The 21224-nt window shown below is 47.6% G+C and carries 9 protein-coding genes; 4 read left to right on the plus strand and 5 right to left on the minus strand.

From position 1 onward, the window contains the following. Positions 1-158 precede the first annotated feature (158 nt). Positions 159-5090, minus strand: coding sequence for a PAS domain-containing protein (locus IQ270_RS10985; RefSeq protein WP_193973258.1), 4932 nt, complete (start codon positions 5088-5090; stop codon positions 159-161). A 1130-nt stretch (positions 5091-6220) separates the two neighbouring features. On the opposite strand from IQ270_RS10985, the gene IQ270_RS10990 reads away from it, so the two are divergent. Further along, positions 6221-6976 carry a DUF561 domain-containing protein gene (locus tag IQ270_RS10990; RefSeq protein WP_193973259.1) on the plus strand — a complete coding sequence of 252 codons (756 nt, stop codon included), beginning with the start codon at positions 6221-6223 and terminating at the stop codon, positions 6974-6976. Between the two features lie 146 nt (positions 6977-7122). On the opposite strand, the gene IQ270_RS10995 is transcribed toward IQ270_RS10990, so the two are convergent. Continuing rightward, positions 7123-7800 (minus strand): hypothetical protein, encoded by a 678-nt coding sequence (locus IQ270_RS10995; protein ID WP_193973260.1) that lies wholly within the window; start codon positions 7798-7800, stop codon positions 7123-7125. Between the two features lie 84 nt (positions 7801-7884). On the opposite strand from IQ270_RS10995, the gene IQ270_RS11000 reads away from it, so the two are divergent. The 3 genes from IQ270_RS11000 (at position 7885) to dprA (ending at position 10572) form a co-directional block, all read left to right on the plus strand. Beyond that, the gene (locus IQ270_RS11000; RefSeq protein WP_193973261.1) at positions 7885-8532 is read left to right on the plus strand and encodes a DUF2301 domain-containing membrane protein; all 648 of its coding nucleotides are present in this window, start codon (positions 7885-7887) and stop codon (positions 8530-8532) included. A 111-nt stretch (positions 8533-8643) separates the two neighbouring features. Further along, the gene (locus tag IQ270_RS11005; protein ID WP_193973262.1) at positions 8644-9297 is read left to right on the plus strand and encodes a YdcF family protein; all 654 of its coding nucleotides are present in this window, start codon (positions 8644-8646) and stop codon (positions 9295-9297) included. Between the two features lie 123 nt (positions 9298-9420). Then, positions 9421-10572, plus strand: coding sequence for a DNA-processing protein DprA (gene dprA, locus IQ270_RS11010; RefSeq protein ID WP_193973263.1), 1152 nt, complete (start codon positions 9421-9423; stop codon positions 10570-10572). 430 nt (positions 10573-11002) lie between these two features. Here dprA and IQ270_RS11015 read toward each other — a convergent pair whose 3' ends face one another. The 3 genes from IQ270_RS11015 to IQ270_RS11030 all read right to left on the minus strand — a co-directional run. Beyond that, a complete protein-coding gene (locus IQ270_RS11015; RefSeq protein ID WP_193973264.1) occupies positions 11003-18109 on the minus strand; it encodes a DUF4347 domain-containing protein in 7107 nt (2368 codons plus the stop codon). A gap of 918 nt (positions 18110-19027) precedes the next feature. Further along, positions 19028-19906, minus strand: a complete 879-nt coding sequence (locus IQ270_RS11025; protein ID WP_193973265.1) for a 3'(2'),5'-bisphosphate nucleotidase CysQ — start codon at positions 19904-19906, stop codon at positions 19028-19030. Positions 19907-20124: 218 nt separating this feature from the next. Continuing rightward, the coding region (locus tag IQ270_RS11030) for a cupin-like domain-containing protein (RefSeq protein ID WP_228056254.1) at positions 20125-21224 on the minus strand (1100 nt) is incomplete at its 5' end.

The following is a 21224-nucleotide window of genomic DNA, read 5'->3' on the forward strand; positions in this document are numbered from 1 at the left end:
GGCTCTCCGGCCTGTTCATCAATCAAATTTATCTTTTGTCGAACGGGTCGGAGAACGCGACTTGAAATGACTTATTGCTGCCTTTCTTCTTCCCTTCTTGCTTCGCGCCCTTTGCGTCTTCGCGGTTCGTTAAATAAAGACTAAAAACCTTAAAAAAATTAACCAGAACGATCGAGCAAATCCAAAATCGCCTGCATTAACTTGTCAGCATCCAAAGGCTTAGAAAGATGCCGCTGAAAACCCGCAGCCAGCGCTTGCCGATAGTCAATTTCTCCAGCATAAGCGGTGAGGGCGATCGCCGGCACCAGTCCCCCTTGCTCAGCAGGCAGAGTCCGAACCTGCTGCAGCAACGTATAACCGTCAGTGTCGGGCATTCCAATATCGCTCAACAGCACGTCTGGCGCTGACTGAGTTAAAACCGCCAAGGCATCGGCGGCATTAGAAACTGCCGTCACGGTTGCGCCGCAATCCTCCAGCAGAAAAACCACCAAATCTCGTGCATCAGCATCATCATCCACTGCTAACACCTTGATACCGATCAAATCGAAGGATGACTCCGGCGGCGCACTTGCTGCAGGAATTGTCTGAGGTTGCACGGGCATCAGGGGTATCGTGACGGTAAATGTCGCGCCTTTTCCTTCGCCTGCGCTGTCGGATTTGACTGTGCCGCCGTGGAGTTCGACGAGATAGCGGACGATCGCCAATCCTAAACCCAATCCGCCAAACTTGCGCGTGTACGTGCTGTCAGCTTGCCGGAAATATTCGAACACGTAGGGGAGGAAATCAGCATAAATGCCTTTTCCGGTATCGCTTACAGTAATTTGAGCGTCGGTGTCAACCCGATCGAGAACAATGTCGATTTTGCCTCCGGCGGGGGTGAACTTGACGGCATTTGACAGCAAATTCCACACGACTTGCTGAAGTCGGCGCGCATCGCCCAACACCGGACCGAGATTCGGTGCAAATTGAGTGTTGATGCGAATCGACTTGACTTGGGCTGACAAGCCCACCGTTTCCACAGCAGCGCCGATCGCCGCAGCTAAATCCACAGGTACAATATTCAAGCTGACTTTGCCTTGGAGAATCCCCGACACGTCGAGCAAATCTTCGATCAGTTGAGTTTGCAGTTTGGCATTGCGCTCGATCGTCTCTAGGGCGTAACGCTGCTTTTGGGGCGTCAAAGTGTTCGATTGCAGCAGCTTAGCCCAGCCCACAATCGGGTTTAAGGGAGTCCGCAATTCGTGGGACAAAACAGCCAAAAATTCGTCTTTGAGGCGGTTAGCCTGTTCTGCTTCTTCCCTGGCGGCCTTTTCCCCGGCTAGCAGGCGTTCCCGTTCCGCTTCTGCATTGAGGCGATCGGTAATGTCGGTGTTGGTGCCGCACCAGCGCAGCACCTTGCCTTGTTCGTCGCGAATCGGCACGGCGCGGGAGAGAAACCAGCGGTACGATCCGTCTGCGCCGCGCAGGGGGAAAGTGTCTTCCCAGAGTTCGCCTGTTTCAATGCTGCGCCTAAATTTTGCGACAACCCGATCGAGGTGTTCCGGGTGCTGCACCTGCTGCCACTCCCAACCTTGCATTTGCTCTCTTGTAGTGCCGGTATAGTCAAACCAGCGCTGGTTGTACCAAAAAATCCAGCCGCTGGCATCTGTCATCCAAGCCAACTGAGCGATGTTATCAGCTAAGGCGCGGAACCGGTTCTCGCTCTCGTGCAGGTCCTGCACGGCTCGCGCGTGCCCGATCGCCGTCCAGAGGCGAGCCACCATTTCTTCCATCAGAGAAACTTCATCTGGCCGCCATTGTCGCACTGCCTGTGATGTCACCACCAAAACAGCCATCCATCGCCCTCCTTGAAGGCAGGGAACCTCGACCAAAGCGCCAATGCCGAGCCCCGAGTATTTCTCGACAAAAGGTGCTGTATGCGGGCAATTAGCGATATCTGAGATGACAAGTGTTTGACCGGCCCGACAGATATCTGTCATTTCTGCGGTCTTAAAGTCTGAAAGTTGATAGGTGCCGGCGACGCTGGCCAGGCCGGGCCGGTGCCAGTCTCGATCGACAATTGCCAGTCCGGCTGCTGCATCGATTTGGTCCCATATGCAGCGATCGACCTGTAAATATTCTCCCAGACTGCTCATAGCTTCCCACAACATTTCTGAGGGGTTGGAGCGCTGCCGCAAGCGAAGTTCGAGATCGGAGAGAAACTGCTCGTTGAGTTGGGCTTGCTTGCGATCGTGAATGTCGGTATTCGTGCCGATCCACTCGACAATCTTGCCTGCGCCGTCGCGAATTGGGAGGCCGCGGCACAAATGCCAGCGTTCCATTTTGTCCGAGGCCCGGCGCAGGCGGAACTCAGCTTGATAAACTTCTCCGGTGATTTGACATTCTTGCCAGCGGGCATCCGATTCTAGCAAATCCGACGGCGGGATCAATGACTCCCAATTGTTTTGAGCGGCTTGCGCGTAAGACATTCCCAGATATTCCGACCATTTTTGATTGGCAAACCGAAGTTCTCCGGCGGAGTCTACATTCCAAATCAGGTGGGGCAGCGACTCGGCCAGGAAGCGGAAGCGGCGGTCGCTTTCTGCTAAGCTTTCTTCGGCTCGGAAGCGATCGTCAATATCAATGCCGATCCCGACCCATTGCACCACCTGTCCCCCGCTGTCTTTGAGGGGGACAACTCGCGCTAGATGCCAGCGGTAGGTGCCGTCAAACCTGCGAACCCGACATTCGAGTTCGTAGGATTCCCCTGCTTGAATCGCCAGAGTGCGCGTGGCGACAACTGTTGGCCGATCCTCGGGATGAAATAATTCCAGCACCGGCTTTGCCAGCGGCAATTCTGCTGGCCTGATGCCCGTGTAGTTTTGCCAGTGCTGGTTGCAAAACTCTAACCTGCCGTCGGCGGTATTGATCCACATTAATTGGGGGACGGCATCGGCGAGGGTGCGGTAGCGATTTTCGCTTTGTCGCAGGGCTGCTTCTATTTGCCGGCGCTCAGTTTTGTCCTGCATGATTTTCAGTAAACCTTGCACCTCGCCTGCTGCGTCGCGCAGGGGCATCACCAGCCCGCTGCCCCAAAAGCGGCTGCCGTCTTTGCACAGGTGCCAGCGCTCGTTTTCTGCTTTTCCCTCTGTCAGCGCTAGGTGCATTTCTAGTTCCGGCTTTTTGGCAGCAGAGTCTTCTGGGGTGAAGATGATTCGTCCGTGCCGGCCGACGATTTCGGCTTCGGTATAGCCCAGCAATCTCTCTGCGCCTGCGTTCCAACTGGTAAGGTATCCGCCGGTGTCGAGGGTGAAGATGGCGTAGTCTTTGGCGCTGTCGAGTATCAACTGGAGGCGGGTTTCGCGATCGCGCAGTGCTGCTTCTGCTTGTTTGCGCTTGGTAATGTCGGTTGTGAAGCCGACAACTTTCGTCGCTTCGCCTTGCTGGTTGCGGATCGTGATGCCGCGCTGCCAAACATTGATCCAGCGCCCGTCTTCGTGCCTGACTCGGTACTCGCTTTCGTAGCGATCGAGAGTCAAGATTGCTTCTGTCTCGGCTTGGATGCGCGCCAAATCGAGGGGATGGATGCGTTCTTTCCACCACTCTAGGGTCGGCTGTGCGTCCTCCGGCCGGACACCGATGAGGGAGTACAGCCCCTCGGAACGGTAAACGCTGTTGGATGCCAGATCCCACTCAAATACCATGCCGTCGATCGCCCTTGTCGCTAGTTGGAAGCGGTTGTGGCTTTCTAGTAGGGCGAGTTCGGCTTTTTTGCGATCTGTAGTATCAAATACTACTCCGACAAACCGCACTGCTGCGCCTGCTGCGTCGTAGAAATAGCGCCCTGACACGCTCAACCAGCGGATTTCTCCGCTGTCTGCTCGGATGATGCGGTATTCGGTGGAGTAGAGCGATCGCGTTTTCCGAGCTGTTTTGACTGCTTGCATGACTGGTTTTAAGTCGTCTGGATGCACGCAGTTTTTCCAGAGTGCGATCGTTGCTTCGCCGTCCGGTGCGGGTTCGCAGCCGAAAATTTTGAAATGGTTTTCCGACCAAATTACTCGATTTGTCCGCACGTCTAAGTCCCAGGTTGCCATGCCCGAGCCTTCGAGGGCGACGCTCAAACGTTCTTCGCTTTGTTGGAAGGCTGTTTCTGTTTGTTTGCGATCGCTGATATCTGTCAGGGAACCGACGGCGCGCACGGGATTGCCGGATTCGTCCCAAATTGCTCTCCCTCTGGCTAAAATCCATTTGTAGCGCCCGTCGGGACAGAGGATGCGGTACTCGCAGCAGTAATGGGGAGTTTCTCGCTGCAAGTGCTGCTGCCACTTGCTTTGCATTATCTCGACATCATCGGGATGTACGTAGTTCAAATATTGGTTGAAGTCTTTTAATTCTTCATGCGGGCGTTCCAAAATCTCTAAACACCGATCGCTCACTACATGGCCGTTTGTTTGTAAATTGTGATCCCAAATGCCGTCGTTGTTGCCGTGCAACGCAAGCTGCCAGCGTTCTTCGCGATCGAACAAAGCTTCTTTGGTTTGATGGGCGCGATCGATTTGTAAGGCAGCAACGGCAAAGTCTACTAGGCCCAGCCCGATCCGCAAGTCTTCAGCATCGAACTGGCTCGAATCGTGAGAGACAATCCAGATTGCTCCCAGCGGTTGATTTTCTAGTAGCAGCGGCAGGACTAATGCTTCGGCGATCGGCAATTCTAGCTGCTGCAAGTCGGTAAAGTATTGTTCTGGATGCAAGTAAAGCTGGGGTGTTTGGAAGTCTAGATTTGTTCTGGCCAAACGCAGTGTCGGGGGTTTGTTTGCGTGTCCTGCGGCTTCCCACGCGCCAGCCAAGGCTTGCCAATAATAATTTTGTTCTGATGTGGCATTTTCTGCTAGCAAGCAGACTCCGGCGCTGCCTGCCCCGCATAAATCTAGAGCGGCGGCAACGAGTGTTGCCAGCAGCGTCTGGGGCGAGGTTGCTAGTTGTCGGGCAAAGGTTTGCAGCGCCCGGTTTTCTGCTTGCAGGTCTGGCAGTCGAGGGCGGCGACGCGACAGAAGCTTTGCGATCGAAATCTCGGTTAAATTAGTTTCTGGGTTTTGCCAAGGTTCCATCAATTACTCGTGTTTATGTCTTTTAGTCCCGTGCGATCGGATATTATCAGCGCGCCCTTACTTAAATTATCTGCTATGGCGGTTCTCAAGCATTGTGAAGTACGCACTCGTCGAGTGTCCCATGCCCCGCGAGCCCTATGCCCGGTTTGCCCGATCGAAGCAGAGCAGCTCGCGTTAGTAAGAAACGCTATACATTACTATTATCTACCGACAGACATAATCTGTTATCTGTCTTGGGAACTATTTTTAATTTGTCAGGCTAGTTTATAGCCTTGATTGCCTCTGCTATTGCTGCCGTCTTACGCACAATTTTCTGCCGGAATCGCGGTTTTTTCGGGATCTGACTCGGACATAAATTCAGTCATTAGATTTTAGATTTTAGATTTTAGATTTTAGATTTTAGATTGACCTCACAGATAAATTCGGGGGCTTGAGGATTTTAGATTTGGGATGCTTTCAATTGATTCCACGGATCGATCGCGTGGCGGGTATCACCTTTGAAATTTGCTGATCAGTCTCGGACAAGGAAAATACAGTGATCTAGCGGTTCTGTGTAACAAACATCAGGTACGCACGATCGGTAATCGGTAATTAAGGATCGTGAATTAAATAATTTACACATATTTGTGGGATGGGCGAGAGAGTCCATCCCACAAGAAAAATAAAAATTTTAAGTTATTTAATTCTCATTGCTAAGAGAGAGGGTTAGCTACCAGCCAGGAAATTTAAACTTTTGGGCTTCGCTTGGCCAATTCCCAATTCCCAATTCCCAATTCCCGGAGCGGGCCAATCCCTAATATCATGTCCGGTCGATTATCATAACAATGACAGTCCGCACGCGCGGACTGAAGGCCGCTATAGGGTGGCGGACTTCAGTCCGCACGCGCGAACCAATCTGATTGTGGTGAATCGGCCACCTGTAGCGGACTGAAGGCCGCACTACAAAGCAATCTGCGGACTTCAGTCCGCACGCGCGAACCAACCTGATTGCGGTCAATCGATCGGACACGATATAATTGCCAATGCCCAATGCCCGATTCCCAATTCCCAATTCCCAATTCCCAATTCTCAATTTGTTCTAATTCGTGTCAAAATAAGCCTAAGAAATTTTTTGAGTTGGAAAACTGACGATGAGTGTAAATTCTAAATTGCAGCGCGCATTTGAGCAAGGTCGCGCCCTCAAAATTATCAGCGGTTTAAATAATTTTGATGCTGCCAATGTGGCGGCTGTTGTTAAAGCAGCGGATCTCGGCGGTGCAACATTTGTCGATATTGCTGCCGATCGAGATTTGGTATTGATGGCAAAACAGTTGACAGATTTGCCAATTTGTGTTTCGGCTGTGGAACCTTCCAAGTTTGTAGCTGCGGTAGAAGCTGGCGCTGATTTGATTGAAATTGGCAACTTTGATGCTTTCTACGCACTAGGCCGCCGCTTTGAAGCTTCGGAAGTTTTGGAGTTGACTCGCGAAACTCGATCGCTATTTGAGAACATCACTCTTTCTGTAACAGTTCCCCACATTTTGGCACTCGACAAACAAGTGGAGTTAGCAATAGAATTAGTCAAAGCTGGCGCTAATATCATTCAAACAGAAGGCGGCACCAGCGCCCAACCAATTCACGCCGGCACCTTGGGATTAATTGAAAAAGCAGCGCCTACTTTGGCCGCCGCCTTTGAAATTTCCCGCGCCGTACAAGTTCCCGTTCTCTGCGCTTCGGGCATCTCTAGCGTCACCGCACCGCTGGCTGTTGGCGCGGGTGCTGCGGGTATTGGTGTCGGTTCTGCTGTCAGCCAACTTAACAGCGAAGTGGCGATGATTGCGGCGGTTCGCAGTTTGGTTGAAGCTTTGGCAAAAGTGGAGCGATCGCACTTTGCTGCTTCAATTTAATTAAGAAGGAAGAAGGAAGAGTTGACATTTGACAGTTTTCAGAGGGAAGAGGGAAGAGGGAAGAGTTGACAGTTGACTGTTTTCAGAGGGAAGAGGAAAGAAGGAAGATTTTTTCCCCTCTCCCCCTCTCCCAATCTCCCTCTTGCTTAATAATTAATCCACCAGACGGAATAATCATGTAATATATGATTGTTTGGCGGGAGATCATCAACTGATTCTAACTCTGCTAAACGCAACATGAACTTTTTGCGATCGCCGACGCGCTGAACTTCCACAAATATGCCGCCTTCGTGAATAGAAAAATCTTCCAACCGATGAATTGTAAATTTATCAGTATAAGAAGGTAGAGTTTTTTTGAGCCTTGCATATTCTTTTTTAGTGCCAAAACCCATAAGATACTCTTCTTCCCATTCAAACTCTTCTATGCCAGTAACATGGCAAGGAACTTGAAGATTTCGCTTGAGGTAGTCTAAATATTTAATTGTATTTTTAAGGTCGGCATTTATTTTTTTGTTTCCCAGGATTGTTCTAATCTTACGTTCAAAATGACTGCCATTAAATGGGTTATTTTCATCCAGATCGGCGAAGATTTCTGGCTTGAATGTGCCTCCTAATTCTGGTAAGTCGGCAAGCAAGCGCTGCAAGTCGTTTAGCGGTTTCGATCTTCTGCCTGCTACAATGGTTTCATCAAGCTTAATTGGAGGAAGTTCGGATTCTGAAGGAAGGGATTTTGTGGAATTTGGGCGATCGTCAAATTTAGATTTGTTAACTTTAGATTTGTTAACTTTAGATTTGTTAAGTTGAGGCTTGTTAAATTTAGGCATCGCTCGGTTCCGGTGTACTGGTTTATCAATAAAGTATATCTTGGCAGAAGTACATTCGTGTCTGATAGATAGGAGGAAGCTGTGATGCAATTACTGAAATCGCCCGATGAATCGGAAGTCTATCAAGGGCAATTTGGCGAGTTTGCGATAACTCAAAGCGATCGCACCGGAGTGCTGATCTACCGCGCCGGATTGGGAGTGGCCGCGCTGTGTTTGGCGGTGGGCGCTACTCTGGTGTTGCAAAGTGGCGGCAACCCAACTGCAATTAAAGCTGTAACGCCTGTTTTTGCGTGTTTTTGGATAGCTTTAGGCGTTAGCTTGGCAACTATTCACATTTACATGATAGCGCTGCACCGCACGTTACAGGCGTTTTGGGCGATCGGCGGCGCAGCAGCAATATTTGTCGCCCTACAAAGCAGCGAGCCCTTAGCTTTAACCGTTTACGAACATCCTGCGACTTTGTGGGGAATTGGCTTTACTTTTGCCGCCTTAAACGGCATTTATTTTAAAGAAGCTTTCTGCTTCAACCGCCTAGAAACCAAATTTTTAACTCCGGGAGTTCCGCTGTTAATCTTAGGACATATTTTCGGTTTTTTGTCACCGGAAAACGAACAGTTATTGCTGGGAATTTGGGCAATCTTGTTCATCATTTTTGCCGTGCGGAAATTTTTTCAACCGATGCCGCAGGATATTGGGGATAAAAGCGTTTTTGAGTATTTGAAACAAAAATAACTTGGGAATGGGGAATCGGAGATTGGGCATCAGGCACTTGTACCGATCCCTCTTCCTTTCATCCGCTACATCCCGTAGATTGCTCGTTGCCGAACTTCGTTCTGCTATAAAATGAGAATTCGTCTAATCCGCCGTCGAGAAATGTGGGCAATTACCAGGCAAGGTTGGGTAATTGCTGTCACGGGATTAATAATTGCAATGGTCTTAATTATCACAAATATCCATCCATTTCTAGCTGTAAATTCGCCGCTGAAAGCAGATATATTGGTTGTCGAAGGCTGGTTGCCGGATTATGCGATCGAAAGTGCGATCGCCGAATTCAAAAAAGGCGAATACCGCCAATTAATTACCACCGGCCCTCCAGTAAGCAAAGGCTACTATCTAGCTGAATATAAAAATTATGCCGAACTGACAGCAGCGACTTGTATAGCCCTAGGATTCGATAAGGACAAACTGGTAGCCGTGCCCTCCGCGAGTGTTGTGAAACACCGCACTGCTGCTTCGGCGATCGCACTTCGAGATTGGCTGGCTGCATCTGCACTCAAAGTTGACTCAATCAATCTCTATTCTTTTGGCACTCACGCCCGCAGAAGTTGGATTATTTTTAAAGAAGTGCTGCATCCTGAAATTAAAGTCGGGATAATAGCTGCAGAACCCCAAGATTACAACCCGCAGGAATGGTGGAAATCGAGCGAAGGTTTTCGGACGGTGACTGGGGAAATCATAGCTTATATTTACGCCCGTTTCGTAGATTGGAAAGCTTAGCCATTATTGTTAACTCTTTCTGTTCTTCCCTTCGCGTTCTTTGCGCCTTCGCGGTTCGTTAAAAAAATCTATATCCCAACCCATAATGATAAAATCATTTTCAGATAAATTGAGGGCAAGTAGTTGCTAGAAGAACGCGCTTACTGGTTAGCATGGTCGCAGATCGGCGGTATCGGGCCGACTTTGTTGCAAAGATTGCAGCAAAATTTCCCGAGTTTGGCAGCAGCTTGGACGGCTAAGCCCGTAGATTTAATGCGAGTCGAAGGGTTTGGGAAACAGACAATAGAAACGGTTTTGCAACAACGAGCAAAACTCAATCCCGAAGAATTTATCGAAAAACATCTTATTAAAAATCCCTGTTTCTGGACACCCGCAGACAAAGATTATCCCAGCTTGTTATTAGAGATTCCCAATCCGCCGCCGGTGCTGTACTATCGCGGTTTAGTTGACCTTAAGGAAAATTGCGGAATTACGCCAACGGTGGCAATTGTTGGCACTCGCAGTCCTTCGGAATACGGCCGCCGCTGGACTCGCAAATTTAGTGCGGCTTTGGCTACAAACGGTTTTACTGTGGTTTCGGGATTTGCTGCGGGAATTGATACCGAGGCTCATACAAGCTGTTTGGATGCGGGAGGCCGGACTTTGGCTGTTTTTGGTACTGGGGTTGATGTTGTTTATCCCAAGCCAAATGAGCGGTTGTGCGATCGCCTGTTGCAGCAGGGATTGGCAATTAGCGAATATCCGGCGGGTACTCAACCGAATAGAACTAATTTTCCGCGCCGAAATCGAATAATTGCTGGCTTGAGCCGCGCTACAATTGTGATAGAAGCTCCGCACAAATCCGGTGCGTTAATTACTGCTTATCAAGCGAATGATTTTTGCCGGGATGTGTATGTTTTGACGGCAAGATTGGATGATGAGCGGTCTTTTGGTTGTTTGGAATTGCTGAGTAAAGGTGCTCATCCAATTCTCCCGAATAGCGATCGACTCTTAAGCGAAGACAGGTTGTTGGAAATGCTCGGAGCTATGCCAAAATTGGACAGAGCGGAGCAGTTGTCGCTGTTTCCGGCAAATCCGACGGTTGAGAAGCGCACGCCGCCGTTGGAGCCGGAGTTGGCAGTGGTGTTAAGTGCGATCGACTCCGGTACAATTTCTTTTGACACAATTGTGGAAGTGTCGAAATTGGAAGGGGGAACGGTTTCTGGTATACTTTTGCAGTTGGAATTGTTGGGATTAGTTTCGCAATTGCCGGGAATGCGATATCAGCGCTGCTGATTGAAGATTAATCGGCGGTTGAAACCGCGTCTTGTCAGATAAAATCCGCCTGCGCGGATTGAAGATGATTCGGCGGTTGAAACCGCGTCTTGTCAAACAAAATCCGCCTCCGCGGATTGAAGAGTTAAATTAAATTGTAGGTTGCGTCAGATATTGATTATTTAGATTGCATCTACACACATGATTCGGCGGTTGAAACCGCGTCTTGTCAGACAAAATCCGCCTGCGCGGATTGAAGAGTTAAATTAAATTGTAGGGTGCGTCAGATATTGATTATTTCGATTGCAACCGCCTAATTTCTTAGTCCGCGGAGGCGGACATCGTTTGTATAGCCGCGGTTTCAACCGCCGGGTGACTGAGGGATTGCTTCGTTTGTATAGCAGCGGTTTCAACCGCCGGATGACTGGGGGATTTCTCCCCCTACCCAATCTCAAATCAATCCGAAACTCCCTGCGGTAATACTACCAGGAGAAACTCCGCCCAGAGAAGCTAAAATCTCCCCAGTTTGGGCAAACCGGATTAAAGTTGCCCCGCTATCTTGACTAATTGCCAACTGCGAGAAATCCAGCCCGCTACCCAATACTAACAAGTCTTGACCGACTTCAAAATCTGCGATCGTATCAGTACCGGAATTGGTAGAGAGTAAGAACTTATCATTGCCTACATCTCCTACTAAAGTATCATCCCCCAAACCGCCACTGAGGAAATCGTTACCCTGACCTCCTAGCAGAATATCATTGCCTTGACCGCCGTAGAGAGTATCTTCACCTTTTTCACCCAGCAGGATATCCTCGCCTCGATTGCCAGACATGAAGTCATTACCAGCGCCACCTGTCAAGGTGTCAAAACCCTTACCGCCGTAGAGAGTATCGTCCCCAATTCCGCCATCGGTCAAATCGTTGCCTTGATTGCCATTCATCCAATCGTTGCCGTCAATACTAAACAGCAAATCATTTCCCTTTTTGCCGCGCAAAATGTCATCAGCAGCGCTACCGAAGAGGGTATCGTCACCATCAGTGCTTTCGGTAGTATTTTCCCCATCTTTAACGAATTCAATACCGCTTTCTGGGAATGGTTCATCCGGTGTAGACGGTGCGCTGGAATCATCAGTATCTAAGGTATTGCGAACAGTTGGGTTATTAGCTGTCGCCGACTGAATTTGGGTATTGAGAGATGTGCCAGTATTTTCGGAAATTGCCGACTGAATTGTCTTATTTCCGGCTGCAACTTGCAGTAAATCTTGGGCTACTTCTCCCTGCGCGACTTTTTGGATGCGGGCGATGTCTGTGGCGGCGTCGGAGGGCGAGGAATTGCTGGAGGCGATCGCCTTTATTCGCTGATTTCCCTCAGCAATAATTTGGGCAGCATCCGAAGCAATACTCGATATTTGCGGTGCTTGCAGTTGACTTGTCGCCGACTGAATAATCGCCTGCACTTGTGTGGAATTGCTTAAGTCGAGAGTGCCAGATTGAATTTGATTGGCAACGGCGGAAATTACGCTAGAGGCAATCTCATTTTTCGCAGTATTTGCAGCACCGCTAATTAAATCTGTGATCAAAACAATGGTATTTTGCACCTCAGCGTGTGCTGCATAAACCGCCAAACCATTCGGATCGTTTTGAGAAATTGCCTGTAGCGGATCGTAGCTAGTCAAGTCAATTGTTGACGACAGCCCCAGTGAAGATTTAACCTGAATTTGCGCCTGATTTTGGTCAGTACCTTGCTCGACCAACTCGGTCAATAGGGTAGTTAACGGAGTGACGACAGTAGCATCAGGTGTGGCAAATAGGGGCGTTTGCTGCGGCAAATAAGTAGAGGTATTGATGCCGTCTATCAGTACAATTCTGCCTTCATCCGGTTCGAGGTCGCCACTGTTATTTTTGTCAAACTTGTCAAGAGAGACATCTAAGTCAAAGCTGCCATCCGCGTTAGTAATTGAGAACGGTTCGTTTTCATCTTGGATTCCATTAAAGTTGGCATCGAAGAACACTGTCGCCCCGGCCATGTAACCGTTAATTGCTTTGCCCCTAGTGCTAGAACTCGGCCCCAAGCTAAAGCTAGCCAACTCAAATGTGGCAAAGTTATTATCGTAGACTGTTTTGTAATCAAATCCGCAGGGATAAGGGAGTCTAAATTCAGGCGTGATGACTCTTTTCTTTCCGAACAATCTTATGCTTATTTCGGGGATTGTTTTATAACAAATTTCGGGTAACAGTGCTTTTACTTCAGCACCCAAGAAAGCATTAACTTGTCCTGTTACATCAAACAGTGCCGAGGGTTTGCTGATGCGGGAAGTAATTTCCGATGTTCGGATTTTGCCGTCGCCACCTTGTTTCGGTTGGAATTCTCCAATATCTATCAAATCAATGCCAACTTTTCCTTGAATTCCACCTTTGACATAGCCCTCGGCAATGCCAACATCTATCCCAGCACCCACGGCAATACTAGCGTCAAGTGTGAGTTCGTCAACATCTCGTCCTGTGCCGTCAGCATTTTCGCGATCGCTCACATAAAACCCATCCAAAACTTTACTAGCAGAACCAGAAGCAAAATTAGAGTTTTTCCATTCACTTAATCCGTAGGTATCGTAGCCAAATCCTAGATGAGCTGAAGCGCTAAACTTGCCTTCAAGTAAACCCTTGATCGGCCCCCAAATCGGAAAATCTTTCCGAATATTAAAGTCAAATCCCAGTTTTGGCATTTGATAGGTGAACACCGGAACATCCGGTTTACCTATCAGCAATTGAATCGCGGTTTGTGGCTTGGTCAAGAGTGGGATATCAAACCCATTAATATCTTGTAAAGCATTTAAGAAGTCCTTGACCTTGCCACTTGTTTTGGAGTTGATTTGTTGGTTAGCGGTTTGCTGTAGGGCAGTTTGTGGAACTGGGGAAGCATTCTGAAGATTCGCACTGTTATTGGAAACATCTATATTCCCCAGAGTGTAGGAACCTAAGTCGATTTTATCGGGAGAGTTTGCTATTTGGGTTGCCAGCTCGACTACTTTATCAACCTTAGAAACCGCATCTAAAAAGCGAGTATCGATATCGCGACCAGAGATTTTTGCGGCCAGTTCTAGTACGCTGACTTTGCCATCTCCATTTTTATCAAATGGCTTTTCTATACCTAGTTTAGACAGTAACTTGGTGTCGGCATTAAGGAAGTTGATAACTGGTCGAAATGGTTTAATGACATCGGAAATTTTACCGACAATTGGCTTGGCAAAATTATTGACAAATGTCCCCAAATCAAGTTGCATATTGTTAAATGCAACTGTGGGCTGTTGTGGCCCAGTTAATTGACCGTTAGCGTAATTTAGGATTGGCCAATTAACCGCTAAGTCGAAGTTATAGGAGGGGAATGCAGCATTGCCGTTGACACTGGTGTTTCCTGTGAGACCTAGATTAGCATTGCTCGTTAAGTTGGCATTGAATAAGTCTTTGAATTGATAGTTACCTTGCAGTTCTGGCAAGGTGAGGCGAGGACCATCATTCGGGCCACCTAGATTGTCTAAGTCATTGAGCTTGACTTCGAGGTTGGCATCGACTTTAGTAGGGTTTTTGGTATCGTTTGCCAGGTCAACTTGGAAAAAACCTAAGTTGCCTTTAGCCTTGAATTGGTCATCTAGACCCAAGTCAATGTTGGCGGTTAACTTGGTTTTGTCAGTATCTATGTAGCAGCCAAAATCTTTACTAACACCAACTCCTAGGGACAAGTTGTAGTTGTATTTTGATTGGGCTTTTCCATCTACATCTAAGCTTAGTGCTGGCACTCCTAGGTTTTTGGTGAGATTTATGTCGGGAAACTGATATTGTTTGCCAAGGGTAATTAGCAACGTGTTTTCATCAGGTGTCGAATTCCCAGTTAGAGCGACTGTGAAATCTGGCCCAAGGGCAGTGCGGAGGCTATTTTCTAGCTGACTTAGACCTTGATTAGCCCCATTTTTAATTGTATCGACTAGCTTGGTCTTGATGTTGCTAATAAAATCTGGGGAAATATTCTTGAGGGGGCCCACAATTGGTAGGTTAACTTTTTGTAATTGGTCGTCAAGAATTTTTTCAAGTTTATCCAATCCAGCTTCTACGCCGCACCAATTCTTGTCTGTGCCGATGGTACCAGTAGGTGTGGGTACGGGCGCAGGTGTGGGTGTGGGTACCGGCGCAGGTGTGGGAGTTGGAGTTGGCGGCGCAGGTGTGGGAGTTGGAGTTGGCGGCGGTGGCGCTACATCGTTATCGGTAATCGCCACTGTCACCCCTGGAACCACCAGCACATTATACTTAGCATCAGTGCTGCTAAGACTGTGAGTAATTTTCCCGCTGTGTGAACCTTCGACAACCGCATCGTCAACAGCTATCACAGTAACGGGTTGAGATACATTCCAATTATTGGGTGTGAAAGTGATAGGGGCGATCGCCCCTATCTGGTTATCTGTTGTGAGAGTGAGAGTTACAGGGGCGATCGGCTGTGACGTTAACTCGATCGCATAACTGCCATTCGCACCGCCTTCGGTAGCAGTTGTCTGCGTGGGAGTAACAGAAACACCAACCGTATCATTGTCCTGATTGGTAATACCAACATCCGCTACCTGTCGGTTGCTGTAATTCCCATCTGTACTAACAGCAGCAGCCGTCACAATTTTGTACTCAATATCGCCGTCAGCAACATTGTCATTAACTCCAGTTACTGTCACCGGTTGCGGCACATTCCAGTTAGCAGCAGTGAATGTTAAACTATTAGTCGAAACTGTTCCCTCAGCAACATTGTCACTGTTCAAACCGATAGTCACATTAGCAGTCGGCTGAGTATTCAGAACCACAGTAAAGTTAGCCTTACTGCCATCTTCGCCCGTAGTCAATCCCGCCGTCGGATTCACCGTAATTCCCGGAGTTTCATTGTCGTTGTTGGTGACGGCGACATCATCAGGATCGAGGTTATTGAAATTAGCATCGGTACTGACAGCAGCAGCCGTGACTATTTTGTAAGGTTGAGGGCCATCAGCTACTAAATCGTCAACACCACTCACCGTTACTGTTTGCAGTTGATTCCAGTTAGCGGGAGTGAAAGTTAAGCTATTAGTTGAAACAGTTCCTTCGGCAACATTGTCACTGCTCAAAGCAATAGTAACGTTAGCAGTTGGTTGAGCGTTGAGTTTGACTGTGAATTCTGCTGTGCCACCTGTTTCTGTGGTTGATAATACTGTGGGATTTACCGTAAAGCCGGCAGTGTCATCATTAGTAATCGTTGTGGTAGCGGTAGCCGTAGTAATTATCGGTGTTACTCCTGGGCTGGCGGGATTTGAGAGGGTGACGGCAATGGTTTCGTCGGGTTCAACTAGGGTGTCACCTAACACATTCAGAGTAATGGTTTTTGATGTTTCACCAGCCGCAAAATTAATTGTGCCAGTAGCAGTAGTTGCCCCTGAAGTGCCGCCGATATTGTTGTAATCGCTGACGTTGGTAGCAGTTCCTCCTATTGCATAATTGACGCTACTTGCCGCGCCAGTCTCGCCGCTGCGAGTCGCGGTGAAAGTCAGAGGAGTTGTGCCGCTATCGCCTTCTGGAATGCTGGCAGTACCCGCAGCAACTGCATAAGAAACAGTACCGTTAGCTGCAATAGTTAATGTTGTTTGTTTTGTTGTACCTGCAACTCCTCCGGTGATTGTGCCAAAGTTGAGGATTGCGGTTTCGGCGTTTTCAGGGAGATTGTCGGGTTTGATAGTAACTGCCACATTCTGGGTGAGTGTGGCACCTGTTGCACCTGCGGGGAATGTAACAGTTGTAGGTGAAAAGGTGTAGTCTGAATTTTGGGTGGCTGTGCTGCTGGGGTTGATGACAATTGGTACTGTGACAGCAGCGTCGGGAGTGCCACTAATAGTGACGGGAATATTAACAACGGTATCCCCAGTGCCTTCAGTACCAGCGTAGGTTGCCGCACCGAAATTCACCACAGGTGTAGTATTGAGCAAAACCGAAACGTTGTTAGTCCAATAGTTTGACGTGGCTAGGTCAAGATTCCCATCTGCATTCAGATCAGCCGCGGTGACAGTCCAGGGATTTGACCCCAAGCTATAGTTGGTGGCAGGGCTAAAAGTACCAGTGCCTGTCCCCGAAAGAACCGAGAGATTATTAGCAATAGGGGCCGAGTTGCCAACACCGTTGGCCGTAGCTAAGTCAATTTTTCCGTCTGCGTTAAAGTCACCCACGGTAACGGAACGAGGCCCTGTCCCCACAAGAAAGTTAGTGGTAGCCCCAAAGCCACCTGTGCCATTCCCCAACAATATGGATACATTATTAGAACCTTCGTTGGCCGTGGCTATGTCAGGGTTGGTATCCGCGTTAAAATCTCCCACAGCCACAGAATAGGGGTTTGTCCCCACACTAATATTAGTGGCCGCGCCAAAGCTGCCCGTGCCTGTTCCCAATAGAATCGAGACATTGTTTGAGTTAAAGTTTGCCGTCGTTAGGTCAAGTTTGCCGTCTTTGTTAAAGTCGCCTACAGATACAGACTGGGGTTGTGTCCCGACGATAAAGTTAGTGGCAGCGCCAAAGCTGCCAGTACCTGTCCCTAATAGAATAGAGACATTGTTTGAGTCAATGTTGGCTGTGGCTAGGTCAATTTTGTCATCTCCATTGAAGTCGCCGGACGTAACTGACCAGGGACTAGACCCGACGTTAAAGTTAGTAGCTGCACCAAAACTGCCTGTCCCTGTTCCTAACAAAATTGAGAGGTTATTAGTCCCCGAGTTGGCAACGGCTAGGTCAAGCTTAGTGTCTCCATTAAAATCTGCTACCGTGACAGCAAAGGCAAGTTGTCCCACAGGAAAATTAGTGGGAGCACTAAAGCTTCCTGTACCTGTCCCTAACAAAATTGAAACGTTGTTACCGGCACGATTCGCCACGGCTAAGTCAGGCTTGCTGTCGCCGTTGAAGTCTCCGACACCGACGAATTGCGGTTGATTCCCCGCACCAAAATTAGTCGCCGCACCAAAACTATTCAAAACGTACTCGTAACCTGCCAATACTTCGGGTTCAAAGACTAACGGTGTTTTGATTTCTCCTGTTCTGATTTCTAGTTCCCAGTCGCCGCCTTTTGCCGCGCTTCCGGTGAGGTTTTTGGAGGCGGCAACACTAGCGCCAGTTAACTCACTCAAGCGTTTGACAAATGCTTTACCTGTCTCGCCTGCTGCTACGTTGCACCCGTACAAAAGAATGTGAGATCGATTGTTGGGGATCGACTCAGTTGGTGGCGAAAACCACTTCTGTAGAGAATGCCGATCGCCCTCAATATCATCTAAACTCAAACTACCGTCGCCCAGTTGCAAGCTACCGGGAGCACCGTGAGAAACGATGTGAATGCTGTCTATATTGGTTCGATCGCGTAAAACTTGAGTAATTTGGTCGATCGCATCTTGGTTCCCATCCAAAACCACTACTTCCGTACCCGGTTTCACTCCGGCAATCAAACTTTGATAGTTTGGTACTTTAGTGTCGATAAAGGCGATCGCACTTCCTGAAACTCGATTATTTAAATTGGGCATAATACACCTGATTGGGGGTAAAAAAAGACAAGAATTTTCCCGGTTTCGCGACTTGCATCCGAAACTATTTTTGAAGCTTGTAGCAACCATAACAGTTTTTCAGAGAATATATATAAATTTTTCTGCGTAAAAACACTTAGTTATTAAAATTTTGATAAAGATACAAAATTAATTAAGTAATATTGCGTAACAGCCAGCACGAATTTGATAATTCAACACAAAATCAATGAATTGCCAGTGTAATTATACTTAGGTATTAATATCGTATTTTGAGACATATGTGCGATCGGGGCGGATTTATGAGATTATGGGTCTTAGGCAATTATTTCTGGTAAAACCCGCCCCTACAAGTTTTTTGATACAATCTTTAAGGGCGATCGTAAATGAAATGCACAAGATCGGGTGCTTTATTTCTGAGCAAATATTGCATCGTAATCGCCATGAGTCCCTATCCAAAACCAGACAATACCTTCAGGCTTCTCAACTCCCAGAGCTCGGTAACTGTCGCCTACTCGCACCGATTGCAATTGCTTTCGCCTGCCAACTTTTTTAAAATACAGTGAGGGGTGATACGAATCGACTTTGAATAATTCGTAATTTTTATCGGCTAAGGCTTGTATTTCTTGAGGTAGCTGGCGATAGCAGTGCTAAAAACGCCGTAAAGTCAGATGGTTCATAACACTTTAGCCAATCCCGCTTCATACTCTGCATCGACTTCATCAAGTAGCGCATCCAACCGCCCATCCTCCAAATCTTCTTCAATTTGCCGGTCTCAGACTTGTTGGCGATACTCTATCAGCCAAGTCGTTAGCTCCGAGAGTTCCTTAACCGACAAGTTCATAATTGCTGTTTCAAGTTCTTTAACGCTCATACATTTTGCCACATTATGATATTATTAATATAGCAAATTATTCGCAATTAAATTAAACTCCCATCAATCCCTGCCAAAATCCTCTCAGCTTCCCCGCACAAAGCCGCGTGACAGCAACCGTTACTCGCCAACAATCCCCCCCACTGACTGACATCTCCCCGGTTATATTGCAAAGCAGAACCGTCAAAACGAGTAAATCGGCCGCCAGCTTCAGTCAAAATTAATTCCGGTGCCGCCAAATCCCAATCCTTCGGTGCAGACTTCCCCGAAAGCGCAATATAAACATCAGCTTTTTGTTCGACAATTGTCGCAATTTTGCAGCCGATGCTACCGACAGCTAGTTGATTTTGACAAGGCAATTTGTGTAACAATTGATTAAAGCGATCGTCCCGGTGACTGCGGCTGGTTACTATAGATAAATCTCCCACAATATTGCTCCCAGAAACCTGCAACCTTACCGTAGAACCATCTCGCTTTTCCGCAAAAGCACCAGCATCTTTGATGGCGTAATAAATCTTTTGTTGTTCGGGCCAAGCCACCACTGACAAAACAGGTCTTCCATGATATGCTAAACCAATGTGGACTGCAAATTCGCCTGTTCTGTCAATAAAATCTCGCGTTCCATCCAAAGGGTCAATAATCCAAACCCAATCTTGAGTTAAGGGAATTTGCCCGTTTTTTTCTAAATAAGCTTTGTAAGTTTCTTCGCTAAGATAACCAAATTCTGCATTCCCTAAAACCGACTGCAATTTGTCGAGAATGCACGCATTGACGGCGACATCTGCGGCGGTAACGGGGCCATCTTTTTTCTCTTGAATGTCGAGGTTGGGAGTCTCAGAATCTTGGCGATAATAGGATTGTAGGATATCTGATGCACTCCAGGCGATCGATCGGGCAATTTCGCTTAATTCTTCAAGATTTTTCATGAATTTATTTTTTCTGAACCGCAAATAAAGCGGATGAATGCAGATGTTTTACTCGTTACTCGTTCCCAGGCTCGGCCTGGGAATGCCTACCCGGAGGCTCTGCCTCCTTCTTCTCGTAAAATCAGCAGCAGAGCCTTCCTTTTCCTATTAGTAGAATCAGAGGCAGAGCCTCTGGATATGCGTTACCAGGCAGAGCCTAGTAACGAGAGAATTAGCAACTACCAATTGATATGAGGATATTTCCACTCATAATAATTGGGAAATACAAAATTAGTAAACGAAACCGAAATACTCACCTCCAATGACTTTACGTGATGCCACCAACCCACAGGAATAAAGATAGCTTCTCCCGGTTCCAAAATCACTTCAATGATTTTCGCATCTCTGTAAAGCGGATATTTGTCATAGTCGGGATTTTCGCCGTCAACCTTGCTGAACACTCCAACGTGATTGTAAAGCAGAGGTGTTTGTTGAGGACAAATTAATTTAATTAATTTGCGGCCCGACACTTGCGCTAAAATTAAATTAACTGGGTCGTGGTGCAGCGGTGTAATTGTACCTTTGGGCCCGAACCAAAAGAAAACTCTGCCTTTTGTATCGTCGGGATTGAGGTATTCAGGAAAAATTTCAAAGTCGTTGAATAGAGGTTTAAATTCCTCTCTTTCCAGAGTTTGGTTGTTAGCAACCATGTAGCAGTCGTTGCTAGGCCCACCGTTGACGACCATATCTATATACTCGCGGAACAAAACAGTTTTTTTGTGGTTGTGTACTTTGATTTCGTAATCGGGGTCTGAGTTGCGGTTGGCTTGAATTTCCACCGCTGCATCGCCATATTTTTGCTGCAAATATTCCGGTGTCCACAACTGCAAAGCTTTCCAGTTGTGCATGATATTGGTAATAATTACCGGAGTATTTTTGGCGTAGTAATTTTCTAGAAAATACTCTCTGGAAAGACTGCTTTTGCGTTCGATTATGCCAAACTTTGAAGAGAGTGCAGCTAATTGATTGTTAATGCTCAGTTGCGATTCCAGTTTCTGTAATAACTGCACGTACTGACTGCCTGCTTGGAAGTACGGATGAGATGATATTTCGGTAACTTCTGCGGTTGCTGTTTCGGCATCTATGCCGGTATTTACTAAGGCTTGAATGATTTCTACGTCTGCTTTATTTAATAATTTGTTGGCTGCTACCCACTGTTTCAAGTTGTCGGGGACTTCTGGTTTGCTTGGCGCTGCGAGTAGATTGGGCAAGTTTTGTGTCAGCCATTCTAGGTTAACTTGTTGTTGTTCGGTTAGGGTAATCCGCAAGGGGGGAAGGG

The sequence above is a fragment of the Microcoleus sp. LEGE 07076 genome (assembly GCF_015207455.1).
GTDB lineage: Bacteria > Cyanobacteriota > Cyanobacteriia > Cyanobacteriales > Microcoleaceae > Microcoleus.

Coding starts and splice junctions, on each gene's coding strand:
- IQ270_RS10985 (WP_193973258.1), bottom strand. CDS start 5,090: ATGGAACCTTGGCAAAACCCAGAAACTAATTTAACCGAGATTTCGATC.
- IQ270_RS10990 (WP_193973259.1), top strand. CDS start 6,221: ATGAGTGTAAATTCTAAATTGCAGCGCGCATTTGAGCAAGGTCGCGCC.
- IQ270_RS10995 (WP_193973260.1), bottom strand. CDS start 7,800: ATGCCTAAATTTAACAAGCCTCAACTTAACAAATCTAAAGTTAACAAA.
- IQ270_RS11000 (WP_193973261.1), top strand. CDS start 7,885: ATGCAATTACTGAAATCGCCCGATGAATCGGAAGTCTATCAAGGGCAA.
- IQ270_RS11005 (WP_193973262.1), top strand. CDS start 8,644: ATGAGAATTCGTCTAATCCGCCGTCGAGAAATGTGGGCAATTACCAGG.
- IQ270_RS11015 (WP_193973264.1), bottom strand. CDS start 18,109: ATGCCCAATTTAAATAATCGAGTTTCAGGAAGTGCGATCGCCTTTATC.
- IQ270_RS11025 (WP_193973265.1), bottom strand. CDS start 19,906: ATGAAAAATCTTGAAGAATTAAGCGAAATTGCCCGATCGATCGCCTGG.